The sequence below is a fragment of the Nocardia sp. NBC_01009 genome (assembly GCF_045208035.1).
Taxonomy (GTDB): Bacteria; Actinomycetota; Actinomycetes; order Mycobacteriales; family Mycobacteriaceae; genus Nocardia.
The window spans coordinates 4,373,113-4,388,526 of the sequence record NZ_CP108695.1 but is presented as its reverse complement, the minus strand read 5'-3'; the positions used below and the strand labels follow the sequence as shown (position 1 = coordinate 4,388,526).

General features: G+C 64.6%; 19 protein-coding genes. 12 read left to right on the top strand and 7 right to left on the bottom strand.

Translation table 11 applies throughout. The features are described 5' to 3' along the window. Nucleotides 1-234 precede the first annotated feature (234 nt). The 3 genes from OHA42_RS19620 to OHA42_RS19610 all read left to right on the top strand — a co-directional run bounded on the left by OHA42_RS19620 (nt 235) and on the right by OHA42_RS19610 (nt 2,419). Complete coding sequence (locus tag OHA42_RS19620; RefSeq protein ID WP_406229340.1) at nt 235-672, top strand: hypothetical protein; 438 nt, start codon at nt 235-237, stop codon at nt 670-672. A gap of 122 nt (nt 673-794) precedes the next feature. Continuing rightward, nucleotides 795-1,589, top strand: a complete 795-nt coding sequence (locus tag OHA42_RS19615; protein ID WP_406229339.1) for a DsbA family protein — start codon at nt 795-797, stop codon at nt 1,587-1,589. Next, the gene (locus OHA42_RS19610) at nt 1,586-2,419 is read left to right on the top strand and encodes a cytochrome c biogenesis CcdA family protein (protein WP_406229338.1); all 834 of its coding nucleotides are present in this window, start codon (nt 1,586-1,588) and stop codon (nt 2,417-2,419) included. The genes OHA42_RS19615 and OHA42_RS19610 overlap by 4 nt, the downstream gene beginning before the upstream one ends. 28 nt (nt 2,420-2,447) lie before the next feature. On the opposite strand, the gene OHA42_RS19605 is transcribed toward OHA42_RS19610, so the two are convergent. After that, nucleotides 2,448-3,122, bottom strand: a complete 675-nt coding sequence (locus OHA42_RS19605; protein WP_406229337.1) for a phosphodiesterase — start codon at nt 3,120-3,122, stop codon at nt 2,448-2,450. A gap of 143 nt (nt 3,123-3,265) precedes the next feature. Next, the gene (locus OHA42_RS19600; RefSeq protein WP_406229336.1) at nt 3,266-3,445 is read right to left on the bottom strand and encodes a hypothetical protein; all 180 of its coding nucleotides are present in this window, start codon (nt 3,443-3,445) and stop codon (nt 3,266-3,268) included. Nucleotides 3,446-3,654: 209 nt separating this feature from the next. Here OHA42_RS19600 and OHA42_RS19595 point away from each other — a divergent pair, with 209 nt between their 5' ends. Further along, on the top strand, nt 3,655-4,881 hold the full coding sequence (locus OHA42_RS19595; protein ID WP_406229335.1) for a cytochrome P450: 1,227 nt from the start codon (nt 3,655-3,657) through the stop codon (nt 4,879-4,881). A gap of 105 nt (nt 4,882-4,986) precedes the next feature. Here OHA42_RS19595 and OHA42_RS19590 read toward each other — a convergent pair whose 3' ends face one another. The 3 genes from OHA42_RS19590 to OHA42_RS19580 all read right to left on the bottom strand — a co-directional run bounded on the left by OHA42_RS19590 (nt 4,987) and on the right by OHA42_RS19580 (nt 6,213). Further along, nucleotides 4,987-5,193, bottom strand: a complete 207-nt coding sequence (locus OHA42_RS19590) for a DUF397 domain-containing protein (RefSeq protein WP_406229334.1) — start codon at nt 5,191-5,193, stop codon at nt 4,987-4,989. A gap of 37 nt (nt 5,194-5,230) precedes the next feature. After that, nucleotides 5,231-5,365: a DUF397 domain-containing protein gene (locus tag OHA42_RS19585; protein ID WP_406239471.1), complete on the bottom strand. Its 135-nt coding sequence runs from the start codon at nt 5,363-5,365 to the stop codon at nt 5,231-5,233. Between the two features lie 68 nt (nt 5,366-5,433). Further along, nucleotides 5,434-6,213: a DUF5753 domain-containing protein gene (locus OHA42_RS19580; protein ID WP_406239470.1), complete on the bottom strand. Its 780-nt coding sequence runs from the start codon at nt 6,211-6,213 to the stop codon at nt 5,434-5,436. Nucleotides 6,214-6,537: 324 nt separating this feature from the next. Here OHA42_RS19580 and OHA42_RS19575 point away from each other — a divergent pair, with 324 nt between their 5' ends. The 4 genes from OHA42_RS19575 to OHA42_RS19560 all read left to right on the top strand — a co-directional run bounded on the left by OHA42_RS19575 (nt 6,538) and on the right by OHA42_RS19560 (nt 8,585). Then, on the top strand, nt 6,538-6,987 hold the full coding sequence (locus OHA42_RS19575; protein WP_406229333.1) for a hypothetical protein: 450 nt from the start codon (nt 6,538-6,540) through the stop codon (nt 6,985-6,987). Beyond that, on the top strand, nt 6,984-7,238 hold the full coding sequence (locus tag OHA42_RS19570; RefSeq protein ID WP_406229332.1) for a hypothetical protein: 255 nt from the start codon (nt 6,984-6,986) through the stop codon (nt 7,236-7,238). Before OHA42_RS19575 ends, OHA42_RS19570 begins: the two co-directional genes overlap by 4 nt. Next, entirely contained in the window at nt 7,235-7,444 is a 210-nt protein-coding gene (locus OHA42_RS19565) for a hypothetical protein (protein WP_406229331.1), read from the top strand. Before OHA42_RS19570 ends, OHA42_RS19565 begins: the two co-directional genes overlap by 4 nt. A 520-nt stretch (nt 7,445-7,964) precedes the next feature. Continuing rightward, nucleotides 7,965-8,585 (top strand): hypothetical protein, encoded by a 621-nt coding sequence (locus tag OHA42_RS19560; RefSeq protein ID WP_406229330.1) that lies wholly within the window; start codon nt 7,965-7,967, stop codon nt 8,583-8,585. A gap of 65 nt (nt 8,586-8,650) precedes the next feature. On the opposite strand, the gene OHA42_RS19555 is transcribed toward OHA42_RS19560, so the two are convergent. Beyond that, on the bottom strand, nt 8,651-9,457 hold the full coding sequence (locus OHA42_RS19555) for an SAM-dependent methyltransferase (protein ID WP_406229329.1): 807 nt from the start codon (nt 9,455-9,457) through the stop codon (nt 8,651-8,653). 139 nt (nt 9,458-9,596) lie between these two features. Here OHA42_RS19555 and OHA42_RS19550 point away from each other — a divergent pair, with 139 nt between their 5' ends. Next, entirely contained in the window at nt 9,597-11,756 is a 2,160-nt protein-coding gene (locus OHA42_RS19550) for a putative bifunctional diguanylate cyclase/phosphodiesterase (RefSeq protein WP_406229328.1), read from the top strand. Between the two features lie 12 nt (nt 11,757-11,768). Here the strand turns inward: OHA42_RS19550 and OHA42_RS19545 are convergent, their stop codons facing one another. Then, complete coding sequence (locus tag OHA42_RS19545) at nt 11,769-12,017, bottom strand: hypothetical protein (protein WP_406229327.1); 249 nt, start codon at nt 12,015-12,017, stop codon at nt 11,769-11,771. A 344-nt stretch (nt 12,018-12,361) separates the two neighbouring features. On the opposite strand from OHA42_RS19545, the gene OHA42_RS19540 reads away from it, so the two are divergent. The 3 genes from OHA42_RS19540 (at nt 12,362) to OHA42_RS19530 (ending at nt 15,397) form a co-directional block, all read left to right on the top strand. Continuing rightward, nucleotides 12,362-12,583, top strand: coding sequence for a hypothetical protein (locus OHA42_RS19540; protein ID WP_328399501.1), 222 nt, complete (start codon nt 12,362-12,364; stop codon nt 12,581-12,583). Further along, nucleotides 12,583-13,878, top strand: coding sequence for a hypothetical protein (locus OHA42_RS19535; RefSeq protein WP_406229326.1), 1,296 nt, complete (start codon nt 12,583-12,585; stop codon nt 13,876-13,878). The genes OHA42_RS19540 and OHA42_RS19535 overlap by 1 nt, the downstream gene beginning before the upstream one ends. Before the next feature lie 403 nt (nt 13,879-14,281). Then, a complete protein-coding gene (locus OHA42_RS19530; RefSeq protein WP_406229325.1) occupies nt 14,282-15,397 on the top strand; it encodes a class I SAM-dependent methyltransferase in 1,116 nt (371 codons plus the stop codon). Nucleotides 15,398-15,414 lie beyond the last annotated feature (17 nt).

Sequence of the window (15,414 nt, the reverse complement as noted above, 5' to 3'; positions counted from 1 at the left end):
AGACACGACCTCATTGGAGTACTGGAAAGCGCCCTTGACGTCCCGGGGATCCAGTGCCCGGAAAACCACGGCGACTCGGTGACCGGAGTCGCGTTCGACTCCCCTGACGCCGGGTCGTCGACAATCCGATGCTGGGCAGCGGGGTGGCCCGCCTCGTGACCACGATTCGCGTAGGCGCCTGCTGGGCAATGCGGTCGTAACCGTGCAAGACCCCGATCCGGTATGGTGCGGCCCGTGACCGCCCTCCCCGACGCGCCGCACCAACGACACCGTCAGCAGCGCTGCGGTGCGCTGCACGTCGGTGTGCTCGCGGTGCTCGGTCTCATCGTCGGTTTGATCACCGGAAGCACGCTGACGCAAGGCGTGTCGACTGCGGAAACGGCGCAGCTTTCGAACACCACCGAGGCCTCCCCGTTGCCAAGCCCCGCCGAGTCCGTGCGGTTCGATTCGATCCACGGGTCACCGAGCTGCCGCGGAAACGGACACATCGGAGCCGCCGCGGCAGTGCCGGTCATCGTGCCGCACCGCGATGGCGGTCAGCTGCCCCTCGCGCTGCGCACCGCACGCCTCACAGCAGGTCCCGTGTGCTGGTATCCCTCAGCCGATGAGCGGCAAGCAGCCGCCGACCGGCCGCTTCCTGCGCCACACCTGACGACGGTGTTGCGGATTTAGAAGGCAATCCGCCGGCCTTTCCCGGTCTCGCTCCGGATTCTTCGGCCCGGCCCCTCCATGCCTTCATCCGCCGTCCATGCCTGCTCCGCACTCGGGAGCGGGTCGTCAGGAGCACCCGAAAAATGTCGCGTCGAAACAATTCCGCACGTCCGCGTAGATCTCCAGCCCAGCCGCCTGTCCGGGAAACCCGGTCACGCATTCGCACGATCGCCGCCGCACTCGCACTCGTGGTGGCGGGCGGGCTGGTGATCGCCGCCGTTGTGCTGACCGGGGGCAAGGATTCCGATGCCGGTCGTGCCGGCACCGCCGCGCCGGTAGCCGCCGAGGACAACGCACAATTCCGCGCATTGGCGAAGCTGGCCCGCCGCGATCAGCAGGACCCGATGGCGCTGGGATCGGCGAACGCACCCGTGGTGATGATCGAATACTCCGATTTCCAGTGCTCGTTCTGCCGCCAGTTCACCCAGAACACCGAACCGACGCTGATCGAGAAGTATGTCGGCACCGGCACACTGCGCATCGAATGGCGCAATTTCCCGATCTTCGGCACCGAGTCCGAGGATGCCGCGCGGGCGGCATGGGCGGCCGGACAGCAGGGCAAGTTCTGGGAGTTCCGCAAGGCCGTCTACGACAGCGCGCCGAAGAAGAACAGCGGGGCGTTGACGCCCGAAAGGCTGACCGAGTTCGCTGAGCTGGCCGGTGTGCCCGACCTCGCAAGGTTCCGCGCCGACCAAGACTCGGAATCCGCGCGGGCGGCGCTGCGTACCGATGCCACCGAAGGTATCGACCTCGGCATCACCTCCACGCCCGCGTTCCTGATCAATGGCAGGCCGGTTCTGGGCGCTCAGCAGGTCGAACAGTTCATCGCCATCATCGAGGCCGCCCGGCACAGCGGCGGCGAGGGCCTCGGAAAATGACCGGCGGTATCGGCTACTTCGCGGCGTTCCTCGGCGGTTTGCTCGCCCTGCTCAGTCCGTGCAGCGCACTGCTACTACCGAGCTTCTTCGCGTACTCCTTCGGCACACCGGGAAAGCTGTTCGCGCGCACCGGGTTGTTCTACCTCGGCCTCGCGACCACCCTCGTTCCGCTGGGCGCCGCGGGGTCGTTCGCGGGGCGGCTGTTCATCGGCCACCGTGACCTGCTGATCGCCATCGGAGGTTGGACGATCATCGCAATGGGCGTGCTGCAAATCGCCGGGCGCGGGTTCGCGGTGGGTTTCGCACAGCGCGCCGCCGCCCGCCACGGACGCCCGGAGCAGGCGGGGGCGGTCTACCTGCTCGGGATGGTCTACGGCCTGGCCGGATTCTGCGCGGGACCGATCCTCGGGTCGATTCTCACGGTGGCGGCGGTCGGCGGTTCGCCGATCAGCGGCGGGCTGTTGCTCGCCGTTTACGCGTTGGGGATGTCGGTCCCGCTGTTCGCGCTTGCCCTGCTGTGGGACCGTTTCGGTCTCGGCGGCAGGCCCTGGCTGCGTGGCCGCGCATTCACCGTCGGGCCGCTGCACCTGCACACCACCGCCACCGTCTCCGGGCTCTTCTTCATCCTGCTGGGCGCCCTCTTCCTGCTGTTCGACGGCGCCTCGGCGCTGCCCGCATTGCTGAGCGCCGACACCGAATTCACCCTCGAGCAGCAGGTGCGGCAGTTGGGCGACGCCGTCGACGACACCACGGTGCTGCTCATGCTCGCCGCCGCGCTACTGGTCGGCCTGGCCTGGTGGCTGCTGCGCACCAGCAAAGTGGTGCGCTGACTGCCGCCGAGTCTCGGCCTGCTGCGCGTCACGGCGTCTCGCCACGCCCCTGTCGGCTACCCGCGTACGCGAACTCACGCAGTTGCTGGATGACTTTCGGGACTATCTCGACCTCAGCAGGATGATTGAGCATCGGGTCGAAGTAGTCGGTCCGGTGCTCGCCGTGGGCCAAGCGCAGGTTGATCTCGGCGAGCTTGCGAGTCGGGCCGAAGATAGGGCTGCCGATCAGATCGAAATGTAAATCGTGCTCGTGCAGGTATTCCGCGAGGGCTTCAATGGAGGCGGATTTCGGTTGCGCCGCATCAGGTTCGGCGAATACCCAGGTAGGCATCGAATCGCCGAAACGGTACGGCATCAGGCTGCCGTACTTGGCGCGGGCCCAGCCGGTCGCGACGGTGAACACGAACCGTCCGACCGTGCTGCGGCCCGTGGTGGCGAGGGCGAAGTCCCATGGCTGGTCGTCGCGAGCCAGGGCGCGAAAGGCGAACCCGAGCACATCCGGTACGCCCCCCGGCAACCCGGCACCCTTCGACAGGCGGGCGATGACGGCCCTTTCACCGCTGCCGAACAGGTTCTCGAACTCGTATTCGGCGTGCAGCCTGCCCGACAGGGCCAGTCCGTCAGGATGGAAGACCCGCGCATGCCGGAGCCTGGCCCCGGCCGCGAACGCGCTTCGCACGACTGTGGCAGATACATCGACCATGACGACTCCTCGGGGGTAGACGACGTGTCGTTTCCCGGTTGCCCCGCGCGTCGCCGGATAAACGGCCGGCGAGCTCGAGGCGTCGATGGCCCGATCCGGGTATGGGGCCATCGACGCCCGAGGCCGGTACATTCGTACTGATCTCATGAATTGGCGGACAGAGCGCGGACAACCACTCCGCCGGTAGGAACCACCTTCGATGTCGCGCCGTCGAACGACAGGGCGCCAGCCTGCGAAATACCCAGGTCAGTCGCGACACGGCGATCGATCACAGCAGGCATCATCGGCGAATCACCGGCTTGACCCGCGGTCAGCAGCACCACCGGACCGCGACCGTTGCCGTCGGTGGCCAGATGCGCTTTCGGTGGTCAACCCGCACCGAGATCGGCCGACCGCGTGATCGGGCGGCTCATAGTTAACCGTCCGGACCGAGGGACGCGTCGCCCGACCGAGCCATCCCGAACGGCCCCGCCGAGGCACCCTCCCGTGCTTGAATTGACGTCTAGAACGTGTTCCAGTGTGGGAGGTGGCCATGGCCACACCGTCGATACCCGCGGGCTTCGATTTCACCGACCCCGACCTGTGGGCGAGGGGCCGACCAGTCGAGGAGTTCGCCGAACTCCGGCGCACCGCGCCCGTCTGGTGGAACGCGCAACCCCATGGTGTGAGCGGGTTCGATGACGGCGGCTACTGGGTGGTCACCCAACTCGAAGACATCAAAGAAATTTCGCGACACCCAGAAATCTTCTCCTCCACCGAGAACACCGCGATCATCCGATATCAGCCGCAGATCACCCGCGAACAGATCGAGGTGCAGCGGGTGATCATGCTCAATATGGACCCGCCCGCGCACACCAAGAGCCGCCGCATCGTCTCGAAGGGATTCACGCCGCGTGCGGTGGAAAGCCTGCGGCGCGCACTCACCGAGCGGGCGGCGGCCATCGTCGCCGATGCCAAACGCGTCGGAAGCGGAGATTTCGTCGAGCTGGTCGCCTCCGAGTTGCCACTGCAGGCCATCGCCGAACTACTCGGAGTCCCGCAGCAGGACCGCAAGAAACTGTTCCACTGGTCGAATCAGATGATCGGAGCCGATGATCCGGAATTCGCGGGCGACGCGGCCACCGCCCAACTCGAATTGACCGGCTACGCCTGGAATTTGGCCGAGGAGCGGCGCAAATGCCCGGCCGAGGACATCGTCACCACACTGGTGCACGCCGACATCGACGGCGAGCATCTCAACTCGGAAGAATTCGCCTTCTTCGTCATCCTGCTCTCGGTGGCAGGCAACGAAACCACCCGCAATTCCATCACCCACGGCATGAAAGCCTTCGTCGACCACCCCGACCAATGGCAGCTCTACCGCGAACGCCGCCCGCGCACCGCACCCGACGAGATCGTGCGCTGGGCCACCCCCGTCGCCGCCTTCCAGCGCACCGCGACCCGCGACGTCGAACTCGGCGGTCAGGTGATCAAAAAGGGCCAGCGAGTCGGAATGTTCTACAGCTCAGCCAATTTCGACGAAACAGCCTTTGACGACCCCTTCACCTTCGACATACTGCGCGACCCCAACCCACACGTCGGTTTCGGCGGCGCGGGAACCCACTACTGCCTCGGCGCGAACCTGGCGCGCCTCGAGATCGACCTGATGTTCAACGCCATCGCCGACGCCATGCCCGATATCACCCAGGTCTCCGAGCCCGAACTTCTGCGCTCGGGTTGGCTCAATGGGATCAAACGCTGGGAAGTCAGATTCGAGTAACCCCCGATCTCAGCGCCTCAGCCATCCCATATGCCACCACTCGCCGTGAAGAGCGGAAAGCCCGTATCTCGTTCGAATGTCGAAGATACGGGGCTTCCGATGTGACTACGGGCGATAGAACTCGCCGTCCTGCATGCAAGTCATGAAAGCGTCCCACTCGCCAGAAGCGAACACCAACGCCGGACCGGTCGGATTCTTCGAGTCGCGGACGCCAACCAAGCCGCCGTCAAGGTGCGCCACCTCCACACAATCGTTCCCAGCCGAGCTGCGGCTGCTCTTGAACCACTTCGCTCCGGACAGCTCAACGTTCATGACCCAAAATCCTTCGCTCCCAGTGGATATCGTCTGGCTACGAGCGGTCGAACTCGCGGTCCTGCACGCCAGCTATGAAAGCGTCCCACTCCCCGGGCGTGAATACCAGCGCCGGACCGGTCCGATTCTTCGAGTCACGGACACCGACCAGACCCCCGTCAAGGTGCGCCACCTCCACACAGTCTTTCGTGCCACTGCTTCGTGCACTCTTGAACCAACGGGCCTTGGACAGATCAGCCTTCACGCTGCGTACTCCTCTGCTATCTCGAGAATGAGAGCACGGCTCTCGGCCTCATCCAACGACAGACGCCGAAGGTCTGTGCAAACCTCACGATACGTCTCGATCTCCTCCGGGCGCTCCAGATATAAGTCACCAGTGAAGCCCTGCACATACACGACGGGTGGTTCCGTCAGGTACGCGGTCGGATGGGGCGGGAACTCCAGCAGCACAAACGCACCGACTACGACGGCCCGATACGTTCCCGTGAGCGCAGGGATCACCCGAACCGAGACATTCGGTAGTTGACCCACATCCGCGAGGTGCCTCATCTGGTCGGCCATCAGCTCAGCGCTCCCCGTGAGACGCCGCAGGGCAGACTCATCCACATACACATCCAACGTAAGCAGATTGGAACCAGAGTTCAGTCTGGCTTGCCGACGCATCCCGATCTCCACAGCGATCTCAACATCATTCGTCGGCATGTTCGGATATTCGGTCCAGATCAACGCCCGTCGGTATGCCCTGGTGTGGAGCAAGCCAGGCAACAGCGTGGTCTGAAAACTCACGATTCTGTGCGCGGCGTCCTCCAGACCAACAAACAGCCCAAAGGTTTTCGGGATCGCATCGTCGAACGTGTGCCACCATCCCCGCTTCCTCGACTCCTCAGCCAAGGTGAGGACAACCGCACGCTGCTCATCCCCCACCTCGTACAGCTCGCATAGCCGCTTTAGAAAGAGGGGATTCAGTTTGGTTGGCATTGCGTTCTCCATGCGCCAGAAGGTCTGCTTGGAAACGCCGATGTCGTTTCGCGCGGTCTCCGCACTGACACCAGCCCTCGCGCGGAGATCTCAAAGCTGACGAGCGAGCAGCCGCAGGGGCAAGGTAGAGCCAGTGGTCATGGGAGTGTCTCCGAAGGTTCGCTAACGATCGGCACCTGCTTTGGAACCTCAGCCTCCCAGTCGTTTTGGAACCTTGCAGGGTTTCCCGCATTTCCTAGTTCGGAACGTTCCAAAGGCTCCCGCAGTGGTGCTGGACTGGAGGAGCGCCCGGAACTTCTCTCATCGTCGATCAAGAGTGTCGGGGCCGAGCGCACCTAGCCGCCACCAATCCGACCAGGAGTCAGGATGCCCGCGCCCACGATTGCCGAGGAAGTCCTCGGCCGATGCCACTACTACCGCACTGCGTGCGCACTGCCCTGCCACGTCGACGAACGCGGCAGACTCGCCGTCACCATCGGCGGCACACTTCGCGCGCTCATGCTCGCTGAATATTGGGGTTACCGAGTCCAAGAAGAGCTGGCCGCGTGGCGGATGAGTGGGCCGACGATCTGGCATCCGGTGCAGCGGCTGACGATTTTGACGGGCGCGTATCCCATCGATGAACACGACCCTGCAATGCGGGATCTCTTGCGGCGCACCGATTCGGTGCTGGTCGAACCGGGCAGGCCGATCATCCTGCCGTCGCCTGGGGACGGTGTCCGTGGTTGGGCAACGCCGATCAGGGATCTGTTCCGGCCGACCATGGCAACCGTTCTCACCATGCTGGCCGAATGCGCGGCACGGGAGATGCGATGAGTGCAACCCTGTTCCTTGTTCTCCCCCACGACAGCGGGGACCATCCCGAGTTCGACAGCAGAGCCCGGCCGTCTGCGCTGAAAGACAAACTGCGCCACGACAACCCCCACTGGCCGGTGTCGAGCCGTGCCGATGCCGAGAAGGCGCTGAGCGTCCACCGGTACTGCGATCCACTGGAGTGTTCCACCAGGGTGGCGGCAATCATCGTGACGCGCAACAACTTCGAGTACTTCCGGAACCGGATGCGATGACCGTGTCGCGGTCTGCTGAACCGGATGTGCATCTGCGGATAGACCTACAAGGAGTGATCCTGCACTACGCCGCACACCCCGAGGCTGCGTATCGACTGATCGAAGACCAGCGGATCCACCACTACATAGACAGCGTTTCCGTTGTCCCCGGTGACGGCAGCGGCCTACCCCGCCTCCCCTGCGAACAGCTCTACCTAGCGCCATGAGCAGGCGAACCCGAGGCTCGAGAGAGTTCCTATCCGTATCACTGGATCCTGCGACATGTGCATGATGATGTCGGCAGCTTTGTCTACGCGCTCGGTCGGTTGTTGTGTGCCATGATCGGGCAATGGACTGGCACGATCCGCATCACCGAGATACGGCGGCGCCCACTGATGTTCGAGGAGCTCACAGCCATTCCAGTCTGCATCGCGTCGAGCTCGACGAGAGCACCATCTGCGGTTGTTTCCACTGTTGCGCGACCTTCCCGCCCGCAGATATTCGGGAATGGACCGACGAGGATGCAGGGCAAGGGCAGACTGCGCTGTGCCCCCGGTGCGGCATCGACAGCGTCATCGGTGATCGCTCGAGGTACCCGATCACGACCGAATTCCTGGAGACGATGAGGGCGTACTGGTTCTGAGTCGTTTGGCGGAGACATGACGCTCCGTCGCTGGACGACGTCAGGCTGCCCGGTTCACCGATGATTCGTCGGCCGTTCGTCCGATGTGAAGGAGGCCACCTGAGATGGCCGGACGCCCGCTGTCCGTCGAGGAATGCGACCAGCTCTGGCAAGCATGGACTCCCGCCGAAGCCGCCGAACGGCTGTCGAGCACCCCGCCATGCTGGTATGTCGCAGCCGGGTGGGCGCTGGATCTGTTTGTCGGCGGCCTCGGACGTGAGCACTCCGATCTCGAAATCGGAGTGCCACGTGCACGATTCGCCGAGATCGTGGACGCGTTCCCCGGCTACCAATGGGACGTCGTCGGCGACGGGCACGCCTGGCCGTTTCCCGAAGAAGCGGACAACCAGCATCAGACATGGCTGCGCGAACCGGCGACCGGGCTATATCGCCTCGACGTGTTCCGCGAGCCACACCGCGGAGATCGATGGGTGTGCCGCCGCGACGCCTCGATCACCCTGCCCTACGACGAGCTGATTCTCCGCACCGCCGACGGCATCCCCTACGTGATCCCCGAGGTCGTACTCCTGTTCAAGGCGAAAGCCCGGCGAGCCAAAGACGAGACAGACTTCCTACACGCGCTCCCCGCGATGGACCGACCACGGCGATCCCGACTGTCCGGGTGGCTATCGCGAGTGCACCCCGGCCATCCCTGGCTGGAAACACTCTCGAACCACAGGTATTGACAATTACTCCTCGCCCGGCGGCCACTGTAGCCTGCAACGGAAATATCATCACAGCAGGCCGGAGTTCAGTGCTTACGTGCCACGCCCCCGTAGGCACCGGACTGTTCGGGATGCGCACCGATATCGTCGAGGTTGTCGGGCCGCCACAGCGGCAGGTGGACGAGTCCGGGTTCGACCAGCGACCAGCCGTCGAAGTACTCGGTGATCTCGGCCTTCGAGCGGAGCACGATTTCGGTCGAGGTGCGGCCGGAGAGTTTCTGCGCCTCGAGGACCTCGGTGGGTTGGCCATCGGAGGTGGCGTGGGTGATGGCGAGGAAGCTGCCGGGGGCGACCGCGTCGCGCAGACCGGCCACGCAGCCGAGCGGGTTGGCCTCGTCGGAGACGAAATGCAGTACGCCGAGCAGCAGGACCGCCACTGGCTGATCGAAGTCGATCAGCTTGGCTACCTGGGGGTCTGACAGGATGGCGTCGGGGTCGCTGATGTCGGCCTGGATGATTGCGGTGTTCGGGTCATCGCCGAGGATCGCGCGGCTGTGCGCGACCGCGACGGGATCGATATCGACGTAGACCACGCGGGCCGACGGGTCACGCCCCTGGGCGACTTCGTGCACATTGCCGACCGTGGGAATTCCGGACCCGATGTCGAGGAACTGGCTGATCCCGGCATCGATGAGGAAGCGCACGCAGCGGCGCAACAGGTCTCGGTTCGCGCGCATGGTCTCGGCGACGTCGGGCGTGAACGCCTCGATCTGCTGTGCGAGCTGCCGGTCGATCTCGAAGTTGTGCATGCCGCCGACGAAATAGTCGTACACCCGCGACGCGCTCGGGCGATCCAGATCAATGTCATCGGGAGCCCAACTCGGTCTGGTCATGGATTATGAAATCCTTTCGTGCCGCGCATATTTCGGCCACGCCCGCCCCCAGAGGGCGGAGACGCCGCCATAGTATCCCAGCAGCGCTCAGCCTGCTGTAGTTCACGCGCGGCGGGCAACGCGGTTAGGATCATGACCCATGGGTTGGGATGCCGGGCCCGGGCCATATTCGGACAGTCCGCACGCCTTGGCCGGCCGCTGGACGGCTGCACTCACGGGTGGGGTCCGTGACCATGTGGTGCCGATGAGTGCCGAGGAAACGCGTACGCTGCTGGCCAGGCTGGCAGGTGAATTCGAGGCGGTCGCCGCGGTGCCGGAACCGGCCGCGCGGGTCGGAGAGCTCGGGGCCGAGCTCGCCCGATCGCATTTCGTCGGAGACGAGGTGCTGGGTCGCAGTATTGGCGTGCTCGGCGCGCATTTCGGCGCGGCGGGTGTCATACCGTCCGATCGTCTCGCCGACATGCTCGGGGCTTTCGCCAACGGCTACGTCAGGGCCTTCCGCGCCTGGTTGCTCGCCGAGCAGGAAAGCGTCAGAGCCGCCGAGATCGTCGCGAGACGCAGCGTCGAGCAACAACTGCGAGCCAGCGAAGCCCGGTTTCGCGCGGTGTTCACCCAGGCCGGGATCGGCACCGGGCTTTCGGATCTGAGCGGCCGAATCATCGAGGTCAACACCGCGTTCGCCACCATGCTCGGCTATCTGCCCGAGGAAATGTGCGAGCTCTCGGGCACTGATCTGGTGCACCCCAGCGACGATCACGGCATGTGGGACCTCTACGTGGCGCTGCTGCGGGGCGACCACGACAACGTGCAATTGGAGAAGGCGTACCTCCATCGCGACGGCCACACGGTGTGGACCAACCTCAACGTCTCACTCATCCGTGACGAGCACGGGGACCCGCAGTACACGCTGGTGCTGGTGGAGGACATCTCCGAATGGCGTGCGCTGCGGGAACATCTGAACTATCGGGCCCACCACGATCAACTGACCGGCCTGCCGAACCGGTCTCGTTTCATCGACGCCCTCACCGCCGCGTTCGCCGACCCCGCCCGCAGCTTCGGTCTCTGCTACATCGACCTCGACCATTTCAAGATCGTCAACGACACCTTCGGACACGCGATCGGCGACGCGCTGCTCGTGCAGGCCGCCGCCCGCCTGAGCGCCTGCGCCACCCGGCCGGGCCAGCTCGTCGCTCGCATGGGCGGCGACGAATTCGTCATCCTGGTCCCAGAATCCGCGGGTGCGAGCGAGGTCGCCGAGACCGTGCTCGACGCCTTCACCCAACCGTTCGACATCCACGGCCACCACCTCACCGTCACCACGAGCATCGGCGTGATGGCAGCCCGCACCGAGCACACCAGCGCCGACGAACTCCTGCAGGCCGCCGACACGACGATGTACTGGGCCAAGGCCGCGGGCCGCGGCCGCTACGTGGTCTTCGACGCCGACCGGGGCAGGCGCGAACACACCCGCACCGAACTCTCGGCTGCCATGCCCGCGGCGCTGACCCGCGACGAACTCTTCCTCGACTACCAGCCGATCGTCGACCTAGCCGACGCGCAGATGGTGGCGGTGGAAGCCCTGGTGCGCTGGCGACATCCCGTGCTAGGGGTGCTCACCCCGGCTCAGTTCGTCGACCTCGCCGAAGACAACGGCCATATCGGCGCGCTGGGCGCGCTGGTCCTCGAACGGGCCTGCCGCGACAGCCGCGACTGGCACGACCGCTACCCCGGCAGCACGCCGACCGTCAGCGTCAATGTCTCGGCCGCCGAGGTCTCCGACCCCACGTGGCTGGACCGCGTGCAACATGTCTTGTCCGACACCGGTATCCCACCCGACAGCCTGCAACTCGAGCTGACCGAACGGGCCTTCATGCAGACCAGCGGACGCCCACTGCAAGCCCTACGGACGCTGGCCGCGCTGGGTGTCCACATCGCGATCGATGATTTCGGCACCGGCTACTCCAATTTGGCCTACCTCAGCCAACTTCCGCTCGATGTGGTCAAACTGGCGGGCCCCTTCGTCCACCGCATCCGAACCCCCGACGCGGCCAGCCCCTCCGACGTGCTGGTGCTGGAATCGATCATCGAACTCAGTCACGCCCTCGGATTCACCGTCACCGCCGAATGTGTCGAGACCAGCTATCAAGCCAGCCGACTTCACGACCTGGGCTGCGACACCGCCCAAGGCTGGCTGTTCCATCGACCCATGCCTGTCGACGAGGTGACCGATCTGCTCGCAGACCGGTCACTCGCGCCGCACCGCGCGGCCCGCTCCGCAGCCGCACCACCTGGCAGGTAGCGCACCAGCCGGTCAGTAGTTCAGGACGATGTCCCCGGCAGGCGAGCCAACACCCGGCGTGGTGTTGGCCACCGTGACGGCCGAACCGTTGACCGCGATCGTCACGCCGCCTGTGACACCGGGCGCGTGCGCGACCGGAGCCGCACCCCCCAGCGTGACGGCAGAGGTCCCCGCTGTCGGCGTGGTGACCACTAAGTTTCCTGCGAGCACGCCCGCTCCGAAATTCGCGTTCTGACCTGGTACAAGAACTGTTCTGGGCATTACCGGACTCCAAAGTCTTTTACTCTAAAATAGAGACTATTCGCCAAACCTATTGGGGCAGCGATGATTTGATTGCTACTGCATGAAAGCAACCTGGTCACGCACACAGAGTCGTACGCCCAATAATGTTCCGCCACACCTACTTTCGGCTGCATAAACGCCAAGGCGATCGGTCGGTTCGCCACCCTGAAGGGCAGGCAACGATCGAGAGCTCGTCCCGCGGAAACCATTCCGGTGCCTCGATGTGAAAACCTCGCGAAGGACTCCGCGGCCACGCCTATGATTCAACGACGGTCTCCGCGGGTAATCCGGGCTGCCGGAGGCTATGCACAACGAGGAGCAGCATGAACGTCAGAACCGACCTCGAACACGAACTACGCGGGCCGTTGGCGACGCTCGACCTACTCTCCGATCAGGAGGCCGCCGACCTGCTCATGTTGTTCCGCGCGGCCAGGCAACACGAGGCAGACGCACTGTCGCAGTCCATCGATAAAGTCGTGGGCTCGCTGCCCCGGCCACTGCGCGGACCAGCGCGCCGGATCATGTTCGGGGACCGCCGCCACTGATGAGCGACCTGGTAATTCGCGCCCAGATCATGCTGCTGGCGCGCACACTGCACGTCCCAGCGGAGCGACTGGCGCACTTGGAACGCCTCGGCGCCGAGCATCTGCACGAATTGCAGCAACGCATGGCAGGCATCGTCTTCGATCAGCACGCCGAGACATTTCACCGAATCAGCAAGTTGGTACCGATCATTCCGCTCGGCATCTCGATGCCGCTGGTGCAGCGGATCGTGCCGCCGATGATGACGGGCAGGGCCGCGGGCGCTATCGGCGTCGTGTACCCGAAGAAAGCCGCCGAAACGGTCTCCTTGCTCGGCACGTCCTACGCGGCGGACTGCGCACCGTACATGGATCCGCGTACCGTCGGCCAGATCGCCGATGTCGCACCGCCCGAACCGATCGTGAATGTACTCAACGAGGTACTGCGGCGCAGGGATTACATCACGGCCGGACCCTTTCTTGCCTATGCGACACCAGCATTGATCGATGCCATCGAACAGGGCGCGCACGACGACGAGGGCCTGATCTTCTCCGCCGCGTACGCGTTCTCGGCGCAGAGCATCAGCGCCATTCTGCGCAGGCTGCTCATTGGTCAGTGGCAGCGGATTCCGCGGATCGTGCACACCGTCCTCGTCGGGTCGTCGAATCTCCAACTCGCGGCGCTTTCGGCCTTCGCGCGCTGCGACGACGACGTGATCACCGCGATCGGCGACATCATGGTCACCATCGGATCCACCGAATCGATCAGCAACCTCATCGTCACCGCCATCCACGTGGGTGCGATACCGGAGCTGCTCACGTTCATCAGCCACTCGAGCGCGACCGCGCTGGATCGGATTGCCGCGAATCCTGTCGTCGGCAACGAGGCGGCGCTCGCCGCGATCATCAAAGAGCTCGACGGCCGCAACGAACCCGCGATCTGGGGTGGGCTGTTCCAACTGGTCGGGCGCGTCGACGCCGACGCCCAGCGACGGACCGCGCGAATGCTCGCGGACATGTCCGACCAGGCCGTGGCAGCGCTGCCCTCCATCGCCACCGAAGCCAATCTGTGGCCGATGCTGCTGCCGGTACTCGCGGCCGCCGATGCCGAGGTGCACGCCAAGATCGGCGCGGTCTGGGCGACGTTGCCACCGGAACGTCGCGCAGGCCTGGAATTGCGCATCCACGAACTACACCTCGACACCCGACTGGCCGCAATGACGAACGAGATTCCCTCGGTATCGGTGGAAGAGGTGTTCTTCAGACGGCGCCAGATGGGGCGGCGACGCGGTCCTGCCGACAGTTGGGAACTGCACTGATCCGGTTCGCGTGCAGGCATCTGCCACGACCCGCCGCCCTCGGCCGACCTCAGCTATCTTGCAGCTGATACACGCCACAGGTAGTGTGTGATGCGTGTCACATTCGACTACGTCGAGTGTGACCAGCCGTTTCCGACAGCACCTCGGGTGGGGTGGGTGTCGCATCGAGAGCCGCCGCCGCGGACGGCGTCCGAATTTCTGTGCCGAGTCGACTTCGTAGAGCGATGACATGCGATAGCAGAAACAGTGGGGCACACCAAATTCGGTGCCGACTGTGCGGGCTGCGGTGTACGAGGTCCACAACTACCTCACCACAGGCAACTAGATCCTCAGGAGAACAGCCATGTCCCGTCTGGTGCGCAAGAATTTCGATTCGCCCGAATACGCCAAGCGGTGATTAGCCATGTCGGACAGCACGCATATCCTCACCCCGGCGAGTCCCGCGCCGGATGCCGATCCGGAATTCGCCGCGCGCGCAGAGGCGTTCGGTGGGCGAATGCTGGAGATCCTCAATGACGGCTTTCTGACCCTCTTGATCAGCATCGGCCACCAGACCGGGCTCTTCGACACGATGAGCGGATTACCGCCCGCGACGAGTGCCGACATTGCCCGAGCCGCGAATTTGAACGAGCGATATGTGCGCGAATGGTTGGCCGGTCTCACCGTCGGCAAGATCGTCGACTACCGCCCTGGCGATCGCACGTTCGCACTACCACCCGCACACGCCGCCACACTGACCAGAGCGGCGGGTCCGGACAATATCGCGGCCTTCACGCAGTACATTCCGCTGGCCGCGAGCGTCGAGCCCGAAATCGTCGACTGTTTCCGGCACGGCGGCGGCGTCCCCTATTCGAAGTACGGCCGATTTCAGCAGGTCATGGCGGAGGAAAGCGCGGCGATTCACGACGTCGCGCTGATCGACGTCACCATAGCGCTGGTCCCCGGACTTCCCGAGCGGCTACGCGAGGGCATCGATGTGGCCGACGTGGGCTGCGGCAGCGGACACGCCGTCAACCTGCTCGCCCGGCACTTTCCCGCCAGCCGGTTCGTCGGCTACGACTTTTCCGAGGAGGGTGTTTCGGCCGGCCGCACGGAGGCTCAGGCCATGGGGCTCACCAACGCGAGTTTCGAGGTTCGCGACGTCACAAATCTAGCCGCCTCCAACAGATTCGACCTGATCACCGCGTTCGACACGATCCATGATCAGGCCCACCCCACCGAGGTGCTGCGCGGCATCGCTACCGCGCTGAAAGACGACGGCACCTTCCTGATGGTGGACATTCAAGCCTCCAGCAACCTCGAGGAGAATATGGAGCACCCGCTCGGACCGAGTATGTACGCCATCTCGACAATGCACTGCATGACCGTGTCGCTGGCGCTCGACGGAGAAGGACTCGGGACGATGTGGGGTGAGCAAATCGCCACCCGGATGCTGCGGGAAGCGGGGTTCGGTTCGGTGGACATCGAACACATCGACGCCGATATCTTCAACAGCTATTACATCGCGAGAAAGAGTTGACGGCACAGCGCACAGCG

Coding starts and splice junctions, on each gene's coding strand:
- OHA42_RS19560 (WP_406229330.1), top strand. CDS start 7,965: ATGGCCGGACGCCCGCTGTCCGTCGAGGAATGCGACCAGCTCTGGCAA.
- OHA42_RS19575 (WP_406229333.1), top strand. CDS start 6,538: ATGCCCGCGCCCACGATTGCCGAGGAAGTCCTCGGCCGATGCCACTAC.
- OHA42_RS19545 (WP_406229327.1), bottom strand. CDS start 12,017: ATGCCCAGAACAGTTCTTGTACCAGGTCAGAACGCGAATTTCGGAGCG.
- OHA42_RS19565 (WP_406229331.1), top strand. CDS start 7,235: ATGACCGTGTCGCGGTCTGCTGAACCGGATGTGCATCTGCGGATAGAC.
- OHA42_RS19590 (WP_406229334.1), bottom strand. CDS start 5,193: ATGAACGTTGAGCTGTCCGGAGCGAAGTGGTTCAAGAGCAGCCGCAGC.
- OHA42_RS19605 (WP_406229337.1), bottom strand. CDS start 3,122: ATGGTCGATGTATCTGCCACAGTCGTGCGAAGCGCGTTCGCGGCCGGG.
- OHA42_RS19570 (WP_406229332.1), top strand. CDS start 6,984: ATGAGTGCAACCCTGTTCCTTGTTCTCCCCCACGACAGCGGGGACCAT.
- OHA42_RS19610 (WP_406229338.1), top strand. CDS start 1,586: ATGACCGGCGGTATCGGCTACTTCGCGGCGTTCCTCGGCGGTTTGCTC.
- OHA42_RS19535 (WP_406229326.1), top strand. CDS start 12,583: ATGAGCGACCTGGTAATTCGCGCCCAGATCATGCTGCTGGCGCGCACA.
- OHA42_RS19615 (WP_406229339.1), top strand. CDS start 795: ATGTCGCGTCGAAACAATTCCGCACGTCCGCGTAGATCTCCAGCCCAG.
- OHA42_RS19555 (WP_406229329.1), bottom strand. CDS start 9,457: ATGACCAGACCGAGTTGGGCTCCCGATGACATTGATCTGGATCGCCCG.
- OHA42_RS19540 (WP_328399501.1), top strand. CDS start 12,362: ATGAACGTCAGAACCGACCTCGAACACGAACTACGCGGGCCGTTGGCG.
- OHA42_RS19550 (WP_406229328.1), top strand. CDS start 9,597: ATGGGTTGGGATGCCGGGCCCGGGCCATATTCGGACAGTCCGCACGCC.
- OHA42_RS19595 (WP_406229335.1), top strand. CDS start 3,655: ATGGCCACACCGTCGATACCCGCGGGCTTCGATTTCACCGACCCCGAC.
- OHA42_RS19530 (WP_406229325.1), top strand. CDS start 14,282: ATGTCGGACAGCACGCATATCCTCACCCCGGCGAGTCCCGCGCCGGAT.